Raw genomic sequence first — 22,326 nt, 5'->3', positions numbered from 1 at the left:
GGGTGTCAACGACATGAACACCGTACTCCGGAGACCTTCTTCCTCGAGCCGCTCGCGATCGCGCGGCTCGGTCATCATCAACACCGCGATCGCGCTGAGCCTGATCGTCATCACGCTGGTGGGCACCGAGATCGGCTTCATGTACTTCATGAAGCGCGAGTTCCAGAAAGCGGCCGACCTCGCCGCACTGGCGGGTGCACAGCAGATCCGTGCCGGCTGCACGGCGGCGACCACGGCGGCGCAGCTCAATGCCAACGGCGCGTCCGGCGGCGTGCCGGGCAACATGCCGACAGGCCTCACGTTGCTGCCGGGCGAAGTCCAGTGCGGCTACTGGGACAAGGACACCAGCTTCCAGTCGCCGGCCGTCACCGGCACGGCCAACGCGGTGCGCGTGGCCTTCCAGAAGGCTTCGCCCACGCTGCTGTCGTTCTTCACGGGCAACCGGCTCATCAGCGTGAGCGCGGTGGCAGCCCTGAGCGCGCCGCTCGCCGAGTTCTCCGTGGGCAGCAAGCTCGTCGTCGTGAGCGGAGACTCGACGCTGGGGCGACTGCTCAAGGGCATCGGGCTCGACCTGTCGGGCACCTCGCTCGTGGCCTATGACGGCTTGGCGCAGGCCAAGATCACGCCCGGCGGGCTGCTGGCTGCGCTAGGCATTCCGGTAGCTGCCGACATCGGTGTGGGCGAGCTCAACACGCTGCTTGCAGGTCGCTCGGTTGCACTGGGCGACCTGCTCAATGCCATCGTTACGCTGGCCGGGCAGAACAGCCTGCTGTCCAGCAACATCGCGCTGCTGCAGGCCATCCAGGCCAAGCTCGGGCTCACCAACCTGATGGTGCAGCTGGGCTCGCTCGCCGATGGGCCGCGTGGATTGTTCGCGCAGATCATTTCGCCGGGCGGCACGGGTAGCAGTGCGCTGAACGTTGGAGTGAGTGCGTTGGACCTGCTCTACACCTCGATCGGCGTGGCGACTTCTCAGCACGCGGTCGACATCAACTCGCTCAACATCAATCTTCTGTCGCTGGCGAAGGTGTCGGTGAAGGCGGGCGTGATCCAGCCTCCGTCCATTGGCATCGGCGGCATCGGAGCCAAGGCCTACAACGCACAGGTTCGCACCTTCATCCATGTGACAACCGACGCCGGGCTGCTCGGCTCGCTGCTGGCGCCGCTGGTCAAGCTCGACCTGCCGATCGTGCTCGATGCGGTCACGGGCACCGGCACGATCACCGACATGTGCACGCCTGCACTACAGGACCCCGTGAGCGGCAAGGATCGCGTGCAGTTTTCCGTGAACAGGAAGATCGCGAACGTGTGCGTGGGAGACATCGCGTCGACGGACGTGTTCTCCAAGACAAATGCCTGCAGCTATCCGGCCACACTGAAGGACATGGAACTCATCAACGTGTTGGGCCTGCTCAAGGTGAACAACCATCTGGCCCTGGCCGCACTGGAAGCCACACCGGATGCTCAGCTGACCCTCGCTGAAGGCGAGACCGGCACCACGCCGGTCAACAATCTGCAACTGGGCACGCTGGTATCGGACCTCCTCGGCCAGTTGACCAACCTGCTCTTCGAAGGACCTACGCCAACAGGCACTCCTAGCAGCCAAGACCTGGACAAGCTTACCAATCAGATCTGGGATCAAACGGCTAGCATCTGTTCTGCGGATACGTCCTCTTGCCGCGCTCAGCGACTCGACCAGGCTCGCGCCGTCATCGGCCAAACCTCACAAACCAGCGGTCTGCTTACAGGCTTGCTGAACGGACTGGGCGACCTGCTTACAAGCATTGCCAATCCCTGTTCGGGTGTGATTCTTCTCGGTGGCGGCGACGTCACTGGGTGCAAAAAAATGATCAAGGACACCCTGAGCAAGACAACCGATGCCAATGCAGGCGGCAAAGTCTCAAACGCATTGTCCGTTCTAGCTGGATTGCTTAAGCCCGTCCTCAACGCAATTGGCGAATCCATCCTCACCCCGCTCCTGACCAACGTGCTCGGCATCAACCTCGGCCAGGTCGACGTGAACCTGAAGTCGCTCGACTGCAAGGGCCTGCCCATGCTGGTGTACTGACGCCCCTTTCTTTCCGATGAATTCCCCCGCCGCCAATTTCGACGAACTCGACCTCTTTGTCTGGGAAGGCAAAGCCGACATCCTCGACCGCATCGCGCGGTGCATGGCGAGCTTCGACGTGGAGGTCATCCGGGCCGACGGCATGCCGCCTCCGCCGCAGGAGCAGGGTGCGGCTCTTCGTCCTTCGGTGGCGATCATCAGCGTCACGGTCATCGACAGCGGCGGGCTGGCGCATGCCACCGAGCTGCTGCAGGGCATGCCGGTGATCTGGGTGGCCGCGGGTTCGCGCGAGCGCGACTCGCGCACCTATCCGCCCGAATACCTGCATGTGCTGCCCTACGACTTCACCTGCGCCGAGCTGCGCACGATGGTCGCGAAGCTGGTGCGGCAGCTGCGTGCGCGCGAGGTGGCGCCGCAGGCGCCCGACGTGCTGGTGGCGCACTCCGATGCAATGAAGGCCCTGCTGGCCGAAGTGAACGCATTTTCCGACTGCGACCACAGCGTGCTGGTGCGCGGCGAAACGGGCGTTGGCAAGGAGCGCATCGCGCAGCAACTGCACCTCGGCCACCAGCGCTACGGCAAGGGCGCATTCGTGGCGGTGAACTGCGGCGCGATTCCCGACGGGCTCTTCGAGTCGCTCTTCTTCGGTCATACCAAGGGCTCGTTCACGGGCGCGGTGCATGCGCATCGCGGCTACTTCGAGCAGGCCACGGGCGGCACGCTGTTCCTCGACGAGATCGGCGACCTGCCGCGCTACCAGCAGGTGAAGCTGCTGCGCGTGCTGGAGGACAACGCGGTGACGCGGCTGGGCGCGACGGCGCCGGTGCGGGTGGACTTCCGGCTCGTGGCCGCCACCAACCGCAACCTGCGCGAGATGGTGGCGAGCGGCGAGTTCCGCGCCGACCTGTTCTACCGGCTCGCGGTGATCGAGCTGCACGTGCCCAGCCTCGAGGAGCGCGGCGAGATCGACAAGATCGCGATCTTCAAGGCGCTGCTGACCAACGTGCTCGGCGAAGAGCTCGAAGCGCTGGGCGAGACGCCGCACTGGCTCAGCGACGCGGTGGCAGAGACGTACTTCCCCGGCAATGTGCGGCAGTTGCGCAACCTCGCGGAACGCGTGGGCGTGATCGCGCGGCAGCTGCACAGCTGGGACCAGAACCTGATCCAGCGCGCCATCGCGCTCACACGCGGCACGCCGGCGCCGGCGGCCTCGGCCGACCGCAACGGCGCGGGCAGCAACGGCAATGGCGCGGGCGGTTTTCTCGACGGCAGCGCCGACCGCAAGGGCTGGAACAGCAGCGAGCGCAACCGCATCATCGCGGCGCTGGAGATCAACGACTGGAAGCGCCAGGACACGGCGCAACACCTGGGCATCAGCCGCAAGGTGCTGTGGGAGAAGATGCGCAAGTACCAGATCCTCGACGGCGAGCCTGGCATCCCCGAAGAGCAATAGGCTCGCCCCCAGGCAAGACTTGGCTCGCCCCCAGGCAAGACTTGGCTCGCCCCCAGGCTTCGCGGCACTTCGTGTCCGCTTCGCCAACCCCCTACCGGGGGCAACACCTGAGGCCCGGCAGAGCCGGTTCCTCCGTGTTCTGGAATTGGGCTTCGCTGCGCTTGCCCGTTCCCGGTTTGGTCAGGGGATGGAGAGTCGCTGGGTTTTGCGCAGGGCGGGCGGAGGCCCTGCCATTCCGACCGTGCGTTCGGCCACCGGCTCGGTTGCGCAGGCGGTGTTGCTCGAGATGCAGAGGGTGCCTAGCAGGCCGTCTTCCGTGAGCACCTGGCGCCTGGGGGCGCCGAAGAGGCCGTCGATCCAGCCGTTGGGGCTCAGCGGGTCGATGCGCAGTTCGCCGGTGGTGCGCGCCAGGCGCAGTTCCGAGATGCGCAGGTCGAAGACGCCGTCGACGTAGTCGAACAGCAGCGTGTAGTAGTCGAGCTGGGCGTCGAGCACCTTGGGCAGGGTCTCGCGGCCGAATTCCATCAGGCGGCGGCGGCCGCGGAAGGCCTGGCCCGAGGTGCTGACGGCTTCCATCAGCTGCTTCTCGCGCTCGCGGCCGGAGACGGTGCGCGACCACGAGGCGGCCGTAAGCTCGAACAGGTTGTTCTTCACGCCTTCGAGCTTGGCCTCCTGGTTGGCGACTTCGGCCAGCGCCGACTTCAGGCGCAGTTGCCGGTCGAAGCCGTTGCCGAAGTTCCAGTTGAGTTCGAAGGCCGCGCGCGTCGGGTCCTGCGGCGACACGCCGCGCGGGTCCCTGCTCTTCACGAGCACGGCGTCGAGCGTGGGGTAGAGGCTCGCGTCCTGCTGGTCGGCCAGCGCCCTCGCCCGCTCGATGCGGCCCTGCGCCTCGGCGATCTCGGTGCTGCGCGCCTCGGCTCGGCGCAGCGCTTCTTCCTGCGTGGCGATGCGCCATTGCGCGGGCGCCGCGAGCACGGGCAGCGACTCGGCATTGGGCGAGAACTTGAAGTAGTTGCGGAACTTGGCGATCGCCTCGTCGCGCTGGGCCTCGAAGTCGGATTCGCGCGCGGCCACCAGCGCGCGGCGCGAGGCGGCCATGTTGAGGTCGTTGTCGCCGCTCACGCCCAGCGCCACGCGGCGGGCCTCGGCCTTCGAGAGCTCGGCCACCACCTCGGTGGCCTTGTGCGCGATCTGCTTCTTCAGGTCGAAGCGCTGCACCTGCAGGTAGGCGGTGAGCGCGTCCAGCACCACCTTCTGCGATGTGGTGATGACGGCTTCGTCGTCCGCCTGGTTGCCGGCCTCCGCGGCGCGCTGCGCTGCACTCATGGCGCCGCCGTCGAGCAGGCTCACGCGCGCCTCGGCGGTGAGCACCGTGTAGCTCTGCGTCTTGGCATTGGCCGCGCCGCTGTTGTAGTTGCCGGACGAGGTGCCGACCTTGAACTTCGGGTAGCGTGCCTGCTTCGCGGCATCCACGCCGTAGCTGCTGGTGTTGGCCGCGGCCTGCGCGGTCTGCACCTCGGGGTATTCCTGCGACAGCGCGATCAGGGCCTGCTTCACCTGCTGCGCATAGCTGGCCGCGCCGAGCGACGGCTGCGAGAGCCTGCGCGCGAGAACCAGCGGAACGGCCGGCGAGGTGATGACCGTCTCTTCCTGGAACGGCTGCTGCTCCTGCGCGAAGGCGGCGGGCGGCAGCGCGAGGCCCGCGAGGCCCGCATACAGGCTTCCGTACAGGGCCGCGCAGACGGCGCCGGTGCCCACGCGGCGCAGATCGACCGGTTTGCGGTACTTCATGGTTCGCGGAAGGCTTCGCGGCGAAGCTTGAGCACGGGTCGCAGGATGTACCAGATGAACGGGTCGGTGCCCACACGCAAGTCCACTTCGGACTCCATGCCGGCGGTGATGCGGTTCTCGTCGCGGCCCACGTGCGACTGCGACATGCTGATGAGCAGCCGGTAGTAAGGCGCGCCGTTGGAGATGGCCGGGTCGCGGTCGGCGTCGGCCGCCACCAGCTTGACCTTGCCCTCGACCGCGCCGTAGCGCAGGTAGTCGTAGGCGGTGATCTTCACGCGCGCCTGCTGGCCCACTTCGACGAAGCCGCGGTCGTTGGGATTGAGCCGCGCCTCGACCATGATCTCGTCCTCGTCGGGCACCACTTCGAGAATCGATTCGCCGGGCTTCACCACCCAGCCCGGGCTGGAGTTGCGCAGGCCCTTCACGATGCCGTCCGACGGCGCCTTCACCACGGTGCGCGAGCGCTGGGTGCGCGCGCGCGCCAGGTCCTCGGCCAGGCTCGCGAACTGGCGCTCGACGGTGGCGAGCTCGTCCGATGCGCGACGGCGGAAACGTCCCTCGGCCTCGGCCATCTTGGCCTGCGCCTCGGTGATGGAGGCATTGGCCGAGACGACGCCCTGGCGCGCCACCGCGAGCTCGCTGCGCACGCTCTCGGCCTGGCGCCGCTTCTCCAGCACCTCGACCTGTCCGACCAGCTTCTCGCTGAGCAGCTGCTCGGAGATCTCCAGCTCCTTCTGCATCAGCGCGAGCCGGTCACTCAGGCCCTTGGCCTTGGCCTCCTGCTCCAGCTTCTTGCTGCGCGCCTGCTCCAGGCCCGACACGGCACCGGCCATCACGCCGCGCTGCTCGAGCGCGCGCGCCTGGTAGGCACCGGTCTCGCCTTCGAGCACGCCCTCGTCGATGTCTGTCGCGAAGGATGCGCGCGTGAGCGGCTGGCCGCGGCTCTCGGCCATGAGCCGCACGCGCGTGGCCTGCGTGGCGGCGTAGCGGGCGGTGAGCTCCTCGAGGTTGAGGCCGCTGCCGCCGAGGTCGATCTCGACCAGCGACTGGCCCTGCTTGACCTTCTCGCCTTCCTTCACCAGCACGTTGCTGACGATGCCGCCCTCCAGATGCTGGATGGACTTGACGCGGTCCGACGGGATCACGCGCCCCGGCGCGACCACCACGGTCTCCATCGGGAAGCCCAGGCCGACCAGTGCGAGCAGGCCGATCGCACCGCCGATGATCCACTGGCGCCGCCGTCCCTGCGGCGAGGTCTGTGCCGCGCGCTTGTCGTTCTCGTCCTGAAGAATCTGCGGCAGGTCTATTTTCAAATCGCGTCCCCGGTCACTCGTCGTTCATCGCTGCTGCGCGTCATGCCATCGAACGGGAGGCCGGCGTAGCTCCCGCCGCGCCGTCTTCCGAATCGCCCAGCGCCACCAGCGGCTTCTTCACGCCGAAAAGCTTCGGCACCATCACAGCGGCCGCGCCCTGCTCCACATTGCCCTGGCCGGTGACGTGGTAGACCACGTTGGCCGCCGAGACGATGCGCAGCGAGTGCGTGACCACCACCACGGTGCGTACCTTGGCCACCGCGAGCAGCGTAGCGAGCAGGTTGCGCTCGCTCTGGAAATCGAGGTCGTTGCTGGGCTCGTCGAGCACCAGCACAGAGGGCTTGCGCAGGAAGCTCATGGCCAGCGCCAGCTTGCGCCGCTCGCCCACCGACACGCCGGTGCCGCCTTCGCCCACCATGGTGCGATAGCCGTCGGGCAGCCGCGAGATGAAGTCGTGCGCGCCCGAGAGCTTGCAGGCCGCGACGATCTGCTCGTCGCTCTGGCCCGGCGCGTTGCGGCGCATCACGTCGATGAGCGAACCGCCGAACCAGTAGACCTCCTGCGAGAGGTAGCTGATCCAGCGCGAGAGTTCTTCGCGGCCGAACTGCGAGAGGTCGTATTCACCGATGCTGACGATGCCGCGCGTGGGCGTGTACAGGCCCGACAGCAGCTTCACCAGCGTGGACTTGCCCGCGCCGTTGCGCCCCACGATCACGTGCAGGCCGCCCGGGCCGATGTCGAGGTCGACGTTTTCCAGCACCGGCTGCTGCGAGTTCTCGGTGAAGCTGAAGCTCACGTCCTTCAGCGTGATGCGGCCCAGCGGCTGGGGCAGCGTCATGCCCGTGGGCGGCTTCTCCACCGGCTCGCGCAGCACGGTCTCCAGGCGCTTGGCTGCTTCCTTCGCGGTGGCCAGCGAGCGCCAGTTCGACACCAGCCCCGCCACCGGCTGAAGCGCCTTGAGCGCCAGCATGTTCGAGGCGACGAGGCCGCCCACCGTCATCCACTGCTCCATCACCGAGACCGCGCCCACGGTCACGACGACGACGGAGAACACGGTCAGCAGCACTGTGGTGCCGTCGCGCGCGCTCTCGATCTGGCCGTTCTTGCTGAAGCTCTCGGCGAGCCAGGCGTTGTAGGTCTGGCGCCACATCTCGACGGTGGGACCGTCGTTGGCCTGGGCCTTGAGCGTCTCGCGCGCGTTGCAGATCTCGGCGGTCACGCGCTCCAGGCCACGCCCGCGCTGCACTTCCTCGACGCGGCCGGAGCGCACCTCGTCGGCCCACCACCAGGCGAGGAAGGACATGATCGCGAGGAACAGCAACACCACCGGCAGCACCGGCAGCGCGACGATGCCGATGACCACCAGCGCGAAGACGGCCATGGGCAGGTCGAAGATGGATTGAGCCAGCCCGCCGGTGATGGTGCCGCGCACCGAAGCCACGTCGCGGAAGTACAGGTGCCACACCGACGCGGGCCGCGCCTCGAGCGCGCGCAGCGGCCGGCCCAGCATCGAATCGAGCAACGCGCCCGAGATGCCGTGGTCGACGATGGCGCCCGCATTGCGCAGCAGACGCGAGCGGCGCGTGCGCAGCCAGAACTCGATGCACAGGAAGAACAGGATGCCGCTGACCAGCGCGGCGAGCGTCGACGTGCCGCTGCGCGAGAGCACGCGGTCATACACCTGCAGCAGGAAGATCGAGGGCAGCAGCCCGAACAGGCTGATGGGCAGCGAGCGCCATGCGGCGCTCTTCACGAGCGGGTAGGCGGCGCGGAACGCGGCGTTCAGCGCGCCCGCGTAGGGACTGGCACCGGGCTCGTCCGGAGTCTCGGCAACCAGTTGGCTTGGCAGGAGGAACTTGATCATGGAGAAGAGCCGGTTCGTCGTGCAATGACGCCTGCGTCATTATCAACTGTTACCCGGCTGTTACAAGGCAAAAATTGATGCGCGGTGCGCTTCAAACACACATCAGCAAGACAGCTTCTGCCCTCTCGTCACATCGGCCCTGATCCCATGAACCGGCTCCGGTTGCGCGGCGCTTCCCATAACCGCGCAACCGGCCGGCCTCCCTGCCCTGGCCTCCCCTGTCTGTCCGGGCAAACCCTGTGCGAACACCAGCGCGATGTTGGCGCACAGCAGCATGCACAGCACCCATGCGCACAGCAGTTGCAGCCAGCCCAGCCACCAGCGCCGCGAGGGCTCGCGCCGCAGCCGCGGCTCATGATCGAAGAAGGGCGAATGCAGGAGTGCGTTCCATCTCATGGCAGTGCTTTCAAAACGCGGGCCAGCCTCGACAGGCCGATGCCCGCGGAACTCTTCGCCAACACCCAGTCGCCGGGCTGCAGCAGCCCGCCCAGCGCGGTCGACAGGTCGGACACGTCGACGAACCAGTGCGAGCGGACCTTGGTGCGGATGCGCGCATGCAGCGCGCGCATCAGCGGTCCGCACAGCAGCACGCGGTCGGGCTGCGATGCAAGCAGCTCGGCCTCGAGGTCGAGGTGGTGGCGTTGCGCGGCGGGGCCGAGCTCCTGCATGTCGCCGAGGATCGCCACTCGCCGCGCCGGCTCGCAGGGCGCCTGCGAGAGCAGCTCCAGCGCCGCGCGCATCGAGCTCGGGTTGGCGTCGTAGGTCTCGTCGATCAGCTTGAAGCTGCCGCCGCCGATGTGAATGGTGTGCAGCGCGCCGCGTCCGCCCGGCGGCTCGAAGTGCGCGAAGGGCTCGACCGCGGCCGCCAGCGGCAGGCGCATCGCCTGCAGTGCAGCGAGCGCCGCGATGGCGCTCGCGCCCATGTGGCGTCCCGGCGCATTCAGCCACAGCTGGAAGGGCTCGCCCGCCACCAGCGCCTGCACCTCGCCGTGGTCGAAGCCGAGCAGGCGCACGTCGGCGTCCCTGTGCTCGCCGCAGGTCACGATCTGAAGCTGCTGTGCCATCGCCGCCTCGGCGAAGGTCGCGAACTCGGCCATGTCGCGGTTGAGCACCACGCTGTCGCCCGGCACCATGGCCTGGAAGATCCGGCTGTCGAGACGCGCGGCCGCTTCCGAGGGGCCGCGGTGCTTCTGCGACGCGGTCGAGAGCCCCGTCACCACCATGAGCGACGGGCGCACCAGTTGCGCGGAAGCCGGCATGTGCGAGGTGCCCATCTCCAGCACCCAGTAGGCCGCATGGCGCGGCATGCAGGTCATGTTCCAGGCGATGCCCGACGGCAGGCTGATGTTGCCCTCGGGCTGGCCGACCTCGCCCCACACGGTCAGCGCGCCGGCCAGCATGGCGGCCACGGTGCCGCTGCCCGCGCCGCTGCCGAGCACGCCGCACACGCGGCCCGCGAATTCGGCGCGCGCATGGTCGCCCAGCTCCAGCACGGCCTGCAGCACGTTCGACACCTTGAGCACGGGCACGCGCTTGTCGAGATGCGGCTTGGGGTCGGAGCACAGCACGGCCGCGGCCGGCTGCAGCACGCCCTTGAGCGTGACCGCCGCCAGCGGCGTCTTCGAGGGTCGCGTCTGGTGGTCGAACACCACGCGCCCCTTGCGCATGAAGGAGCGCTGCGCAACGCCGGCGGCGCGCCATCCGTCCTCGGGCTTCACGACCCATTCGCCGCCGGTGACGCGCGCCATCTCGCTCGCGGTCCACACGGCGCCGTCGTCGCGGCCTCCGCCGGAGCCCGTGCCCGCGGCGCCCGGCGAGGCGCGCCGCTCCACCAGGTAGCGGTGGTAGGCGGCGAAGCCCGAGAGGTACTGCTCGACGTCGTCGATGCGCACGCGGAACGAGTGGTGGCGGATGAAGAACGAGCCCACCACCGTCGACGGACGGCGGAAGTACATCGCCATCTCTGGCCAGAAGAAACCGTTGAGCAGGTAGTGCGCGCGGTAGTCGAGCGCGCGGTAGAACTTCTCGGTGTCGAGCTCGTCCAGAAGGTGCCGCATCGCGGGCATGCCTTCGAGCCGCTGGAGCATCTGCTGCGCGGCCAGCATGAGTTCGAGCAGCGTCGGGAAGGTGGTCTTCCGGTCGAGCACGAAATCGAGATACCCCGCCACGTTCTGCAGGCCGAAGCGGAAGTACTTCTCCTGCGGGCTCCAGTGCGTGAGCTCGTGCACGCAGCAGCTGAGCCAGTGGTCGTGCGCCTGCCAGTGCTGGCTGGCGATGAAATGGTCGAAGGCCTTCTCCACCACGGCAAGCCATTGCGGCTCGCGCGTGAGGCTGTACAGGCGCATGAGTCCGTAGGCCGCCTCGCCGTCGTAGTAGATGATGCGCGAGGCCTGCTTGACCGTGAGGTCGGCCGCGTGCAGCACGTGGTTGAAGCGTCCGGTGGCCGGGTCCTGCAGCGAGACGATGCCCAGCGCGAGCCGCTCCAGCAGCGGCAGCCAGCGGCGCGTTTCCATCAGCTCGCAGTACTTCACCAGCGCGAGCACGCAGGCCGCGTTGCCGCCGAGCTTGATCTCGCCGCCGGTGTCGACCAGGAAGGCCACGGCGCGGCCGTCGAGCAGCGTGTAGTCGCGGATCAGCGATCCGGTGAGATGGTCCAGCGCCCGGTCGATGGCCGCGCGCAGCGTCTCGTCGCGCGTGAGCTCCCACGACTCGAGCATGGCGTAGACCGCGCTCGCGTGGCGCATCGCGTCGTAGGTCGGGATGCGGCGGTCGAAGCACGGGAAGTAGCCGTACACGAAGAGGCCGTCGCCCTGCACCTGGCGCGCCAGGTACGACGAGCCGCTGCGCACGAGGTCGAGCACCGACTGCGGATTGAGCGCCGGCAGCTGCCGACGACCCGCGTCGAGCCCCGTGCCCACCAGCTTGTGCACCACGCCGTCGGGCTGGCAGAACACACCCACGGTCGCGAGCAGGTAGACCGGCTGGTCCGCCGACATGTCCAGCGGCGGCGAGCGCTCGAAGCGCGCCTGGCTGTAGACCTCGAAGTTGCGCGCGTTCACCACCGAGTGCGGAATGGTCGAGTCGCCGCACAGCATCGCGTTGGCGTTGAGCTCCTGCTCGGTGAAGGCCATCGAGAAGTCCTTGTCGAAGGCCAGCCCGAGGCGGAAGTAGTTGCGCTTGACGGCGGTGAGCTGGGTCTTGAACTGGGCCCAGTCCATCGGGCTCGCGCCCTCGACCCAGTCGATGCGCAGCCACGGCGACACGATGCCGCGCTCGCGCACCCAGCTCTCCATGTGTCCGGCGCCCTCGCGCCAGGCGGTCTCGAAATCGGCGGCCCGCGCGTGCACCACGTGCGCACGTTGCGAGCCGTCGCTCACGGAGAAGAACAGCGTGAAGGCCGGATACGGGGCCGGCAGCGCCGCGCACACCGACACAAGGCGTTCGTGGCAGGCGTGGAGCTGGTCTGTGAAGGACATCATTCGGCCCCGTTCGGATGCGGGAAACCGGCCACGCCCGTCATCTGCTTTCGCTCTGGTGACGTGTGCGCGGACCGGGAACTGCCACGACCGAAGTCATCGCGGTGATCCGGCCTCAGCGATAGCTGAATTCGGCTCTGCGATTGAGCTGATAGCCCTCCTCCGTGGTTTCGTTCGATGCGGGCTTTTCCAGGCCCCAGCTGATGGCCTCGATGCGTTCGGCGGGCACGCCGAGCTGCGTGAGCGCGCGCGCCACCGAGTCGGCACGGCGCTGGCCCAGCGCCAGGTTGTATTCGCGGCCGCCGCGCTGGTCGGTGTGGCCCTCGATCACGACCCGGCTCTGCGGCCGGTTGCGCAGGAAGCTCGCGTGAGCCTCCACGATGTTCCGGTCGCCGGGCCTGATGTTGTATTTGTCGAAGTCAAAGTAGACGATCTTCGGCACGCCGACCGGTCCGTTCTGCACCGGCGGCGGCGGTGCCGGCTCCACCTTCGGCACCGCGGTGGCGGCCTTGTTCGAGTAGTAGTAGGTCGCATCGTCACGACCGCTCTTGGGGGCCGCGCAGCCCACGAGTGCTGCGCCGAGCGCGACGATGGCCAGTGTCTGGAAGTTCTTTTTCATGTTGGTCCTTTCGCGGGACAGGCCGGTGGCGGCCTGTCCCTGGTGCTGCAGCAAGCTCCCTCGCCCCTCTTCCTTCTGTTGTCTGTTTCCGGACGATCAGCCCAGCAGGCCGTGCAGGACGTTCGTCACGGGCGACACGGCGTGCTCGACCAGGCTGGTGATCGGGGTCACAACCTCGGTCACCAGCGGGGTCACGGCATGTTCGACGCCGCTCACTGTGCTGTTGACGGCATCCGCCACCGGAGCGACCGTCGTCGTGGCGCCTGCCAGGATGTCGGTCACCGGAGCGGTCGCGTCGTGCACTGCGCTGGTGGCGCTCGACACGACCGGAGCCGCGGTGTCGGTCACGCTGCCGGCGACGTCGGTCACCGGCTGCAGGATGTTGGCCACCGCGCCGTCGCTGCCGGTCAGGCCGCCGAGCAGGCTGCCCACCAGGCCGTCTTGACCCAGGAGGCTGCCGACGAGGCCGTCACTGCCGAGTACGCCGTCGAGCAGGCCGCCAGCGTCGCCACCGGTCACGCTGCCGAGCAGACCGCCGACGAGACCGTCGCTGCCGAGGACACCGTCCAGCAGGCCACCAGCGTCGCCGCCGGTCACGGTGCCGAGCAGACCGCCGACCAGGCCGTCGCTGCCGAGTACGCCGTCGAGCAGGCCGCCGGCGTCGCCACCGGTCACGGTGCCGAGCAAGCCACCGACAAGGCCGTCGCTGCCGAGTACGCCGTCCAGCAGGCCGCCAGCGTCGCCGCCGGTCACGCTGCCGAGCAGACCGCCGACCAGGCCGTCGCTGCCGAGTACGCCGTCGAGCAGGCCGCCGGCGTCGCCACCGGTCACGGTGCCGAGCAGGCCACCGACCAGGCCGTCGCTGCCGAGCACGCCGTCGAGCAGGCCGCCAGCGTCGCCGCCGGTCACGCTGCCGAGCAGACCACCGACCAGGCCGTCGCTGCCGAGCACGCCGTCGAGCAGACCACCAGCGTCGCCACCGGTCACGCTGCCGAGCAGGCCGCCGACCAGGCCGTCGCTGCCGAGCACGCCGTCGAGCAGGCCGCCAGCGTCGCCGCCGGTCACGCCGCCGAGCAGACCACCGACCAGGCCGTCGCTGCCGAGCACGCCGTCGAGCAGGCCGCCAGCGTCGCCGCCGGTCACGCCGCCGAGCAGACCACCGACCAGGCCGTCGCTGCCGAGCACGCCGTCGAGCAGACCACCAGCGTCGCCACCGGTCACGCTGCCGAGCAGGCCGCCGCTGCCGAGCACGCCATCCAGCAGGCCGCCAGCGTCGCCACCGGTCACGCTGCCGAGCAGGCCACCGACCAGACCGTCGCTGCCGAGGATGCCGTCGAGCAGGCCGCCAGCGTCGCCACCGGTCACGCTGCCGAGGAGGCCGCCGACCAGGCCGTCTTCACCCAGCACGCCACCGAGGAGGCCGCCGTCGCCACCGAGCACTCCGCCCAGCAGGCCGTCGTCACCCAGCACGCCGCCGAGCAGACCACCGTCACCGCCGAGCACGCCACCCAGCAAGCCGTCGTCACCCAGAACACCGCCGAGGAGACCACCGTCACCGCCGAGCACGCCGCCCAGCAGGCCGTCGTCACCCAGCACGCCGCCGAGCAGACCGCCGTCACCGCCGAGCACGCCGCCCAGCAGGCCGTCGTCACCCAGGACACCGCCAAGGAGGCCGTCGCCGGACAGGACGTTGGCCACGCCGTCGGTCAGGTAGTCGACTTGCGCCGTGACGCCGTTCAGCAGCGCCGCCGTCGTGTTCGTGCCGAGCAGCTGGTCGGTCAGCGGGCTCAGCAGGCCCGCGGCACCGCTTGCCACCTGGCCGACGAGGCCGTCGACCGGGTCGAGCACGTTGGGGTCGTTTTCCGAGAAGCTGGTGCCGAGCACCGGGCCCAGCAGGCCGCCGACCGTGTCGGTCAGGCCGTCGGCGACGCCGACCACCGGTCCGAGCACATTGGTCAGGCCGAGCCCGCCGAGCACGCCTTGATTCAGGCCGTCGACCAGGTTGCCGAGCACGCCGTCGGCCGGGTCGAGCAGCGCGGCGCCGGTGCCGGGGGTGCCGCCACCGCCGACGCCGTCCAGCAGACCGCCGAGCAGGCCGCCGACGATGCCGTCCTCACCCAGCAGGCCACCGACCGGGCCTTCTTCGCCCAGCAGGCCGCCGACCAGGCCGTCCGGCCCGAGCAGGCCGCCGGCGACGCCGTCGTCGCCGAGCACGCCGCCCAGCAGGCCGTCGTCACCCAGCAGGCCGCCGACAAGACCGTCGTCGCCGAGCAGGCCACCCACGAGGCCGTCGCCGCCCAGCAGGCCGCCGACCAGACCGTCATCGCCCACCACGCCACCCAGCAGGCCGTCGCCACCGAGCAGGCCTCCGACGAGACCGTCGCCGCCCAGCACGCCGCCGAGCAGGCCGTCATCGCCGAGCACACCGCCCAGCAGGCCGTCGCCGCCCAGGACACCGCCGAGCAAGCCGTCGTTGCCGAGCAGACCGCCCACGAGGCCGTCGTCACCCAGCAGGCCGCCGACCAGGCCGTCGTCGCCGAGCAGGCCACCCACCGCGCCGCCAAGCAGGCCGCCTTCGCCGCCGAGCAGGCCGCCCAGCGGGCTGTCGGCGATGATGCCGGAGATGGCGCCGTCCTGGCCGAGCAGGCTGTCGACCAGGCCGCCGTGGCCCAGCAGCTCGCCGGTGAGGCCGCCGCTGCCGAGCAGGTTGGAAAGGGTGCCTTCGCCGCCCAGCAGGCCGCCGACCAGGCCGTCGTCGCCGAGCAGGCCACCCACCGCGCTGCCGTCGCCGAGCAGGCCGCCCAGCAGGCCGTCGTCACCCAGCAGGCCGCCGGTCAGGCTGCCCACCGCGCCGTCGCCCAGCAGGCCGCCGACGAGGCCGTCGTCGCCGAGCACGTTGCCCAGCAGGCCACCCACCGCGCTGTCTTCGCCGAGCAGGCCGCCGACGATGCCGTCGTCACCGAGCAGGCCGCCCACGAGGCCGTCTTCGGCCAGCAGGCCGGACACCAGGCTGCCTTCGCCGAGCACGTTGTCGAGCACGCCGCCCAGCAGGCCGTCGTTGCCCACCAGCTGGTCGGTGAGGCCGCTCAGGCCGAGTGCGTCGGTCAGGCCGCTGATGATGCCGTGGTCACCGACCAGGTTGGTCAGGCCGTTGTCCAGCGCGTCGGTCAGGTAGTCCACCTGGCCCAGCACCGTGCCGAGGATGGCGGTGGTGGCACCGGCACCCAGCAGGTTGTCGAGCGTGGGGCTCAGGCTGTCGCCCAGCAGGTCGGTCACGCTGCCGACGGTGTTGTCGATCGGGTCGAACTGGTTGGGGTCGTTCGGCGTGAACTCGCTGCCGAGCAGCGGAGCCAGCACGTCGTCGAGCGTGTCGGTCAGGCCGTCGACCGCGTTGGTGACCGGCGTGAGCGAATCGCCGAGGCCGAGCGCGCCGCCGAGGCTGTCCACGGCGTGGTTGACGAGGCTGTCGCCGGGGTTGAGGAGGGCGTCGCCGTCTGCGTCTGCGTCTGCATCGGCATCGGCATCGGCATCGGCATCGGCATCGGCATCGGCATCGGCATCGGCATCGGCGTCAGCGTCGGCATCGGCATCGGCGTCAGCGTCAGCGTCGGCATCGGCGTCGGCATCGGCGTCAGCGTCAGCGTCAGCATCGGCATCGGCATCGGCGTCGGCGTCGGCGTCGGCATCGGCATCGGCATCGGCATCGGCGTCTGCATCCGCATCCGCATCCGCATCGGCATCGGCATCGGCGTCAGCATCGGCGTCTGCATCACCGTCCGCATCCGCGTCGGCGTCGGCATCCGCATCAGAGTCGGCATCCGCGTCGGAATCGCCAGGGTTGGTCGGGTTGCCCGAACCGACGAGCAGCGGGAACGCGCTGTCGCTGCCGCCGCCACCGCCGCTGAGCGCGGCACCCAAGGCTGCGGCGCCCAGGGCGCCCAGTGCGAATTCACCCAGCCCGATGCCGCTGCCGGCAGCGAGCTTCTTGGTGACGGCCAGGGCAGCGGCATCCGCATCGCTGTCGGGCGGGGTCACCTGCAGGTCGCCCGAGGCGACATCCACATTCACTTGTTCGAGGCCGCCGGGCAGCTTGGTCGAGCCGATGGTGGCGTCGGTGCCGCCGGTGAACACACCTGCGAGCGGGGCCTTGTTGGTGGCCGATCCGGGGAAGAGAACATTGGCGTGGCCGTCCTGCGGAACGATCACGCGGTCGCCGGCCATCAGTGTCTGATTGCCATCGACGGGAATGCGGACACCGTCGCGCATCACCGCAACGCCTGGCGTGGCATTCGATAATGTGCCGATGCCGGCGGGGGCCGCGGTTGCGGCGGGTGCCGCCGAACTCACCACGCCGGGAGTGCCGAGCGGTGTGACGGTAGCCTGGGCGATGACCACAGGAGCAGCGCCAGCGGCGGCAAGTCCCTCGGTCGTATTGGTCGATGCTTGTTGAGCGGTCATGGCAGCCTTCTGTGACAAAAGATGCCTACTCAGGGGCAACTAGCGTGCCGCTTTTTCCGCGCCCCATGCCAAAGCGGCCCGGAGCATCGCAACTTGTTGATTCGTATGGAAAATTTTCTTTTTGGCGGGCTGCCGGCGGGGTGTGGAAACAGCTCGTAAGCAGGTCATTTGGCGAATCGTTACGTAACGAAGTAACGCCGCGTACCCGGAACGTCCGACACATCCGAGGGCTCGTGGACACACCTGCGGATGCGCCTGCAAGGGCGCCCGCGAGCACCGCACCCACTCTTCTTTCCTTCACCTCTATATAGATATGTTCAACCCCTCCCAGGAAGACGTGCGCCGCTTCTTCTGCGACGTCTACGCCAAGCACCGGCAGGGCCTGCCGATGGAAGCGCTCGAGACCATCGCCGCCGGCTGGATCGACCAGCACCCCGAGTACCACGAGGACCTGGCCGACGCCGACGCGGCGGTGGCGCGGGTCTACGACGGATCGAACGGGCGCGAGAACCCGTTCCTTCATCTGTCGATGCACCTGTCGATCAGCGAGCAGTGCTCCATCGACCAGCCGCGCGGCATCCGCCAGGCGGTCGAGCTGCTGGCGGCGCGGCGCGGTTCGCTGCTCCATGCGCATCACGAGGCGATGGAGTGCCTGGGCCAGATGATGTGGGAGAGCCAGCGCGCGGGCCGTCCGCCGGACGGCGAAGGCTACGTGGCCTGCGTGCAGCGCCGAGCCACGAAAGACTGAGGACTAGCCGCCGGCCTTCGGCTTTTTCCTGGCCCTTGCCGGAACGGCGCCCTGTTCCTTCGCCGCCTCGCGCAGCAGCGCGGCCATGGCGGCGCGCAGGGCCGAGGGCTCGGCGTCGCTGCGCTGCAGCAGGCCGACCGGTTCCTCGGTGCCGCCGGTCTCTATGCGCAGCCGCACGAGGCGCCCGTCGGCCAGCTCGCTTCGCGCGGCGCCCAGCGGCGTGATCCACACCGCGTCGGACACCGCCACCAACGCGCGCGCCACCGCCACGTCGAGCGTCTGCAGCGCATTGGCCGGCAGCACGAGACCGCGCGCCGATAAAAAGCTCTCGGTGTTGTGGCGCGGGATCGTGCCCTCGCCGTACACCACCAACGGATAGGCCAGCACCGCCTGCACAGACACCGCCTTGTGCGCCAGCGGATGGCCGGCGCGCACGGCGAACACCAGCGCCTCGGTGTGCAGCAGCTCGAAGCTCAGGCCGCCCATCAGGCGCGGATCGCTCATGCGGCCGACCACCAGGTCGAGCTCGCCGGCGCGCAGCTCGTCGAGCAGCGCGGCGTTGGCCGCGCTCTTCACCACGATCTGCACCGAGGGCCGGCTGTCGCGCAGCCGCGCCAGCGCCAGCGGCAGCAGGGCCGGGGCCACGCTGGGCAGCGCGCCGATGCGCAGGCGCTCGATGCGCGCGCCCGTCTCCGGTGCCACGGCCTGCGCGCTGGCGTCGAGCGCCTCGAGCACGCGCAGCGCGTGCGCGAGCAGCTGCTCGCCGGCGGCCGTGAGTCCCTGCACGCCGCGCCGGCCGGCCTTGCTGCGCTCGACCAGCCGCGTGCCGGCGATCGCCTCCAGCTCCGAGAGCGTCTTCGACACCGCCGGCTGGCTCAGCGCCAGCCGCTCGGCGGCGCGCGCGAGATGGCGCTCCTGCGCCACCGTGACGAGGCAGCGCAGGTGCCGCAGCTGCACGTTGCGCACGAAGTCCTGGCGAAGATCGGTGAGCGGGTCTTTCAAGGGTGGGCTTTCAATTCCCTATGGTTATTGAAAACGTAGCAATCTTCAATTTACATCATCGGATGCCGCTTCTAAAGTGGCGGCTTCCGGATTCGTCCCACGACAGGAGACAACGTTCATGTTGACCAAGACCAAGGGCGCCTCGCCCATCCTCACGCCGCGCGACTGGGATGCCCACCCCAGCTACGTCTACCCCGGCTACAAGTCCACCGTGAAGCGCGGCCCGCAGAAGCCGCTCATTCCGCTGAAGGCCTCCCTCGGCGAGCTGCAGCAGCCGGTGTACGGCCACGACAGCATCGGCGAGTTCGACAACGACCTCACGCGCAACGCTCGCCGCAACGGCGAGCCGCTGGGCGAGCGCATGATCCTCACCGGCCGCGTGCTCGACGAGCGCCGCCGCCCGGTGGCCAACACGCTGGTCGAGCTGTGGCAGGCCAACGCCGCCGGCCGCTACGTGCACAAGGTCGACCAGCACGACGCGCCGCTGGACCCCAACTTCCTCGGCGCGGGCCGCTGCCTCACCGACAGCGAAGGCCGCTACCGCTTCCTCACCATCAAGCCCGGCGCGTACCCGTGGGGCAACCACCCGAACGCCTGGCGCCCGCAACACATCCACCTGTCGCTGTTCGGCCAGAGCTTCGCGAGCCGCCTGGTCACGCAGATGTACTTCCCCGGCGACCCGCTGATGCAGTACGACCCGATGATCACCGGCACGCCCGAGCGCTACCGCAACCGCCTGATCGCCGACTTCAGCCTCGACATCACCGAGGAAGGCTACGCGCTGGGCTACCAGTTCGACATCGTGCTGCGCGGCGCCGACGAGACCCCCTTCGAGAACCGCTGAGCCAGGAGACACGCACCATGCTGATGACCGCACAGGAAGCCGACTTCGGCCAGACCCCCTCGCAGACCGTGGGCCCCTACTTCGCCTACGGCCTCACCGCCACGCAGTACGGCTACGACTTCGACCAGCCCTTCGACGCCGTGCTCGCGCTCGACGATGCCAAGGGCCAGCGCATCCGCCTCGAAGGCCGCGTGATCGACGGCGACGGCAACCCGATCAACGACGCGCTGGTCGAGATCAGCCAGCCCGACGGCGAAGGCCGCTATCCGCAGACGCCCGAGGAAGCGCGCGCCATGGGCTTTCGCGCCTTCGGCCGCGTGGGCACCGGCACGCACGAAGGCAACCGCTTCGTGTTCCACACCGTCAAGCCCGGCGCCGAATCGCCCGGCGAGGCACCGCACATCAACGTCATCGTGCTGATGCGCGGCCTGCTGCTGCATGCCTTCACGCGCGTGTACTTCAGCGACGAGGCCGAGGCCAACGCGAAGGACGCGGTGCTTCAGAGCGTGCCGGCCGACCGCCGCCACACGCTGATCGCCCAGCGCGTGGAGCAAGGCGGCGCCGTCACCTATCGCTTCGACATCCGCATGCAGGGCGCGGACGAGACGGCGTTCTTCGACGTCTGATCCACCGATCTCTCAGGGAAATCCCCGACACAAAAAAGCCCGCAGCAGCGGGCTTTTTTGTTTGTGCGCAACGAAGCGCCTGCACTGAACGCTTATTCGGCGCCGTGGTGGATGCGCGACTCGGGCACCGTCTTCAGTTCACCCGGCAGCGAGCTGATGTAGCTGGCCAGCGTCTTGAGCTCGGCGTTGGTGAACTTCTTCTCCTCGACCTGCTGGCCCATCACCGCGTTCGAGCGGCCCAGGTGCGAGTTGTTCTTCACGCGGTACGACTTGAGCGCGACGAACAGGTAGTCCGCATGCTGGCCGGCCAGCTTGGGCACGGTGCCGTCGTTCGGCGTGTTGAAGTTGGCGCCGTGGCACTTGGTGCAGCTGTTGTCGGCGTTGCGGGTGATGAGCGCTTCTACGTTGGCGGGCGTGGCCTTGGCCAGCGTGGCCGGCGGCGCGCTACCGTCCTTCAGGCCGAGCTGGCTGTAGTAGGCGGAGATGTCGGCGATGTCCTGGTCGGTGAGCGTGTCCGCGATGGCGCGCATGGTGGGATGCTTGCGGTCACCGCCCTTGTACGCGGTGAGCGCCGCCGTGATGTAGGTGGCGCTCTGGCCAGCGATCATCGGCACCTTGTGAATCTCCGGGAAGCTGGCCTGGTAGCCGATGATGCCGTGGCAGCCCACGCACATCTGTACCTTCTTTGCTCCGTCCTGGGCCTTGCCAGTGACTTGTTGGGCTTCAGCCGAGACCGTCACGGAAGCGACAGCAAGGGCAAACATCGTGGTCAACAACTTGTTCATTTTGCGCGCACAATCTCGTGGAGAGTACAGTTTTTCGGATCAACATTCGATTATATGCAGGGGTCCCCTGGAACCCTGTGCAGGCCAACCCTGAGGCTGCACGACGCACATCGGGTGTGTTCTTTTCTCCACCCCCGTCCTCGTTCCATCCGTTCCATCCATCGCACTCATGAAATTCCAGGGCTCAGACAACTACGTCGCCACTCAGGACCTGATGCTCGCGGTCAACGCTGCCATCACGCTCAAGCGCCCGCTGCTCGTCAAGGGCGAACCCGGCACGGGCAAGACAATGCTGGCCGAGGAAGTGGCCCAGTCGCTCGGCCTGCCGCTGCTGCAGTGGCACATCAAGTCGACCACCAAGGCGCAGCAAGGTCTCTATGAATACGACGCCGTGAGCCGCCTGCGCGACTCGCAGCTGAAGGACGTCGACGGCGGCGAGCGCGTGAGCGACATCAACAACTACATCGTCAAGGGCGTGCTCTGGCAGGCCTTCACGGCCGATCAGCCGGTGGCGCTGCTGATCGACGAGATCGACAAGGCCGACATCGAATTCCCGAACGACCTGCTGCGCGAAATCGACCGCATGGAGTTCTACTGCTACGAGACGCGCGAGCTCATCCGCGCCAAGCACCGGCCGGTGGTGTTCATCACCTCGAACAACGAGAAGGAGCTGCCCGACGCCTTCCTGCGCCGCTGCTTCTTCCACTACATCAAGTTCCCCGACGCGGAGACGATGAAGCACATCGTCGGCGTGCACTTCCCCGGCCTCAAGCAGGAACTGCTCGCGGCCGCGATGAAGACCTTCTACGACGTGCGCAACCTGCCCGGCCTGAAGAAGAAGCCCTCCACCTCCGAGCTGCTCGACTGGCTCAAGCTGCTGGTGGCCGAGGACATCCCTCTCGAGGCGCTGCAGAGCAAGGACGACAAGGTCGCCGTGCCGCCGCTGGTGGGCGCGCTGCTCAAGAACGAGCAGGACGTGACGCTCTTCGAGAAGCTCGTCTTCATGCAGCGCAACAACCGCTGATCCATGAGCAACCAGAAACACTCCACCAGGCAACTCATGAAGCTGGGCATTGCCCAGGCCGTGATGTTCATGGTGGGCGCGCTGCTGGGCCGCGGGCTCGGGCTGCTGCTGGGCCTCGACGCCTTCGGCAGCGGCGAATACAACAAGCGCGAGCTCATCGGCATCGCGCTCATCGGCCTGGGCGGCGGCGCCGGCGCGCAGGCCGCACGCTTCTGGTACGTGGGCAAGTACGGCGATCCGCGCGGCTGAGGAAGC

General features: G+C 68.6%; 16 protein-coding genes. 7 read left to right on the top strand and 9 right to left on the bottom strand.

The genetic code is table 11. The features are described from left to right. The first annotated feature begins 13 nt into the window (after positions 1-13). Complete coding sequence (locus tag EJP69_RS15640; protein ID WP_126471294.1) at positions 14-2,068, top strand: TadG family pilus assembly protein; 2,055 nt, start codon at positions 14-16, stop codon at positions 2,066-2,068. Between the two features lie 16 nt (positions 2,069-2,084). Continuing rightward, positions 2,085-3,521, top strand: coding sequence for a sigma 54-interacting transcriptional regulator (locus tag EJP69_RS15635; protein WP_126471292.1), 1,437 nt, complete (start codon positions 2,085-2,087; stop codon positions 3,519-3,521). Between the two features lie 180 nt (positions 3,522-3,701). Here EJP69_RS15635 and EJP69_RS15630 read toward each other — a convergent pair whose 3' ends face one another. The 7 genes from EJP69_RS15630 to EJP69_RS15600 all read right to left on the bottom strand — a co-directional run bounded on the left by EJP69_RS15630 (position 3,702) and on the right by EJP69_RS15600 (position 17,042). After that, positions 3,702-5,312 (bottom strand): TolC family protein, encoded by a 1,611-nt coding sequence (locus EJP69_RS15630; protein ID WP_126471290.1) that lies wholly within the window; start codon positions 5,310-5,312, stop codon positions 3,702-3,704. Further along, entirely contained in the window at positions 5,309-6,625 is a 1,317-nt protein-coding gene (locus tag EJP69_RS15625; RefSeq protein WP_093206578.1) for an HlyD family type I secretion periplasmic adaptor subunit, read from the bottom strand. The genes EJP69_RS15630 and EJP69_RS15625 overlap by 4 nt, the downstream gene beginning before the upstream one ends. 40 nt (positions 6,626-6,665) lie before the next feature. After that, on the bottom strand, positions 6,666-8,489 hold the full coding sequence (locus tag EJP69_RS15620) for a peptidase domain-containing ABC transporter (RefSeq protein ID WP_126471288.1): 1,824 nt from the start codon (positions 8,487-8,489) through the stop codon (positions 6,666-6,668). Between the two features lie 102 nt (positions 8,490-8,591). Further along, positions 8,592-8,885, bottom strand: a complete 294-nt coding sequence (locus tag EJP69_RS15615; protein WP_126471286.1) for a hypothetical protein — start codon at positions 8,883-8,885, stop codon at positions 8,592-8,594. Further along, the gene (locus EJP69_RS15610) at positions 8,882-11,968 is read right to left on the bottom strand and encodes a glutamate ligase domain-containing protein (protein WP_126471284.1); all 3,087 of its coding nucleotides are present in this window, start codon (positions 11,966-11,968) and stop codon (positions 8,882-8,884) included. Before EJP69_RS15610 ends, EJP69_RS15615 begins: the two co-directional genes overlap by 4 nt. A gap of 112 nt (positions 11,969-12,080) precedes the next feature. After that, positions 12,081-12,584 carry a peptidoglycan-associated lipoprotein Pal gene (gene pal, locus EJP69_RS15605; protein WP_093206713.1) on the bottom strand — a complete coding sequence of 168 codons (504 nt, stop codon included), beginning with the start codon at positions 12,582-12,584 and terminating at the stop codon, positions 12,081-12,083. A 96-nt stretch (positions 12,585-12,680) separates the two neighbouring features. Then, the gene (locus tag EJP69_RS15600; RefSeq protein WP_240652168.1) at positions 12,681-17,042 is read right to left on the bottom strand and encodes a hypothetical protein; all 4,362 of its coding nucleotides are present in this window, start codon (positions 17,040-17,042) and stop codon (positions 12,681-12,683) included. A gap of 313 nt (positions 17,043-17,355) precedes the next feature. Between EJP69_RS15600 and EJP69_RS15595 the strand changes: the two genes are divergently transcribed. Beyond that, on the top strand, positions 17,356-17,790 hold the full coding sequence (locus EJP69_RS15595; RefSeq protein WP_019656213.1) for a DUF1841 family protein: 435 nt from the start codon (positions 17,356-17,358) through the stop codon (positions 17,788-17,790). A gap of 3 nt (positions 17,791-17,793) precedes the next feature. On the opposite strand, the gene EJP69_RS15590 is transcribed toward EJP69_RS15595, so the two are convergent. Beyond that, the gene (locus EJP69_RS15590; protein ID WP_126471282.1) at positions 17,794-18,792 is read right to left on the bottom strand and encodes a LysR substrate-binding domain-containing protein; all 999 of its coding nucleotides are present in this window, start codon (positions 18,790-18,792) and stop codon (positions 17,794-17,796) included. A 118-nt stretch (positions 18,793-18,910) separates the two neighbouring features. Here EJP69_RS15590 and pcaH point away from each other — a divergent pair, with 118 nt between their 5' ends. Together pcaH and pcaG are read left to right on the top strand one after the other, a co-directional pair. After that, complete coding sequence (gene pcaH, locus EJP69_RS15585) at positions 18,911-19,636, top strand: protocatechuate 3,4-dioxygenase subunit beta (RefSeq protein WP_093304403.1); 726 nt, start codon at positions 18,911-18,913, stop codon at positions 19,634-19,636. Between the two features lie 17 nt (positions 19,637-19,653). Next, positions 19,654-20,262: a protocatechuate 3,4-dioxygenase subunit alpha gene (pcaG, locus tag EJP69_RS15580; RefSeq protein WP_126471280.1), complete on the top strand. Its 609-nt coding sequence runs from the start codon at positions 19,654-19,656 to the stop codon at positions 20,260-20,262. 92 nt (positions 20,263-20,354) lie between these two features. On the opposite strand, the gene EJP69_RS15575 is transcribed toward pcaG, so the two are convergent. Then, on the bottom strand, positions 20,355-21,047 hold the full coding sequence (locus EJP69_RS15575) for a c-type cytochrome (protein ID WP_093206570.1): 693 nt from the start codon (positions 21,045-21,047) through the stop codon (positions 20,355-20,357). Between the two features lie 169 nt (positions 21,048-21,216). Here EJP69_RS15575 and EJP69_RS15570 point away from each other — a divergent pair, with 169 nt between their 5' ends. Continuing rightward, on the top strand, positions 21,217-22,071 hold the full coding sequence (locus tag EJP69_RS15570) for an AAA family ATPase (protein ID WP_093206569.1): 855 nt from the start codon (positions 21,217-21,219) through the stop codon (positions 22,069-22,071). A 3-nt stretch (positions 22,072-22,074) separates the two neighbouring features. After that, positions 22,075-22,320 (top strand): hypothetical protein, encoded by a 246-nt coding sequence (locus EJP69_RS15565; RefSeq protein ID WP_126471278.1) that lies wholly within the window; start codon positions 22,075-22,077, stop codon positions 22,318-22,320. Positions 22,321-22,326 lie beyond the last annotated feature (6 nt).

It is taken from the genome of Variovorax gossypii, assembly GCF_003965815.1.
Classification (GTDB): domain Bacteria; phylum Pseudomonadota; class Gammaproteobacteria; order Burkholderiales; family Burkholderiaceae_C; genus Variovorax; species Variovorax gossypii.
This window is presented reverse-complemented; position numbering and strand designations above follow the sequence as displayed.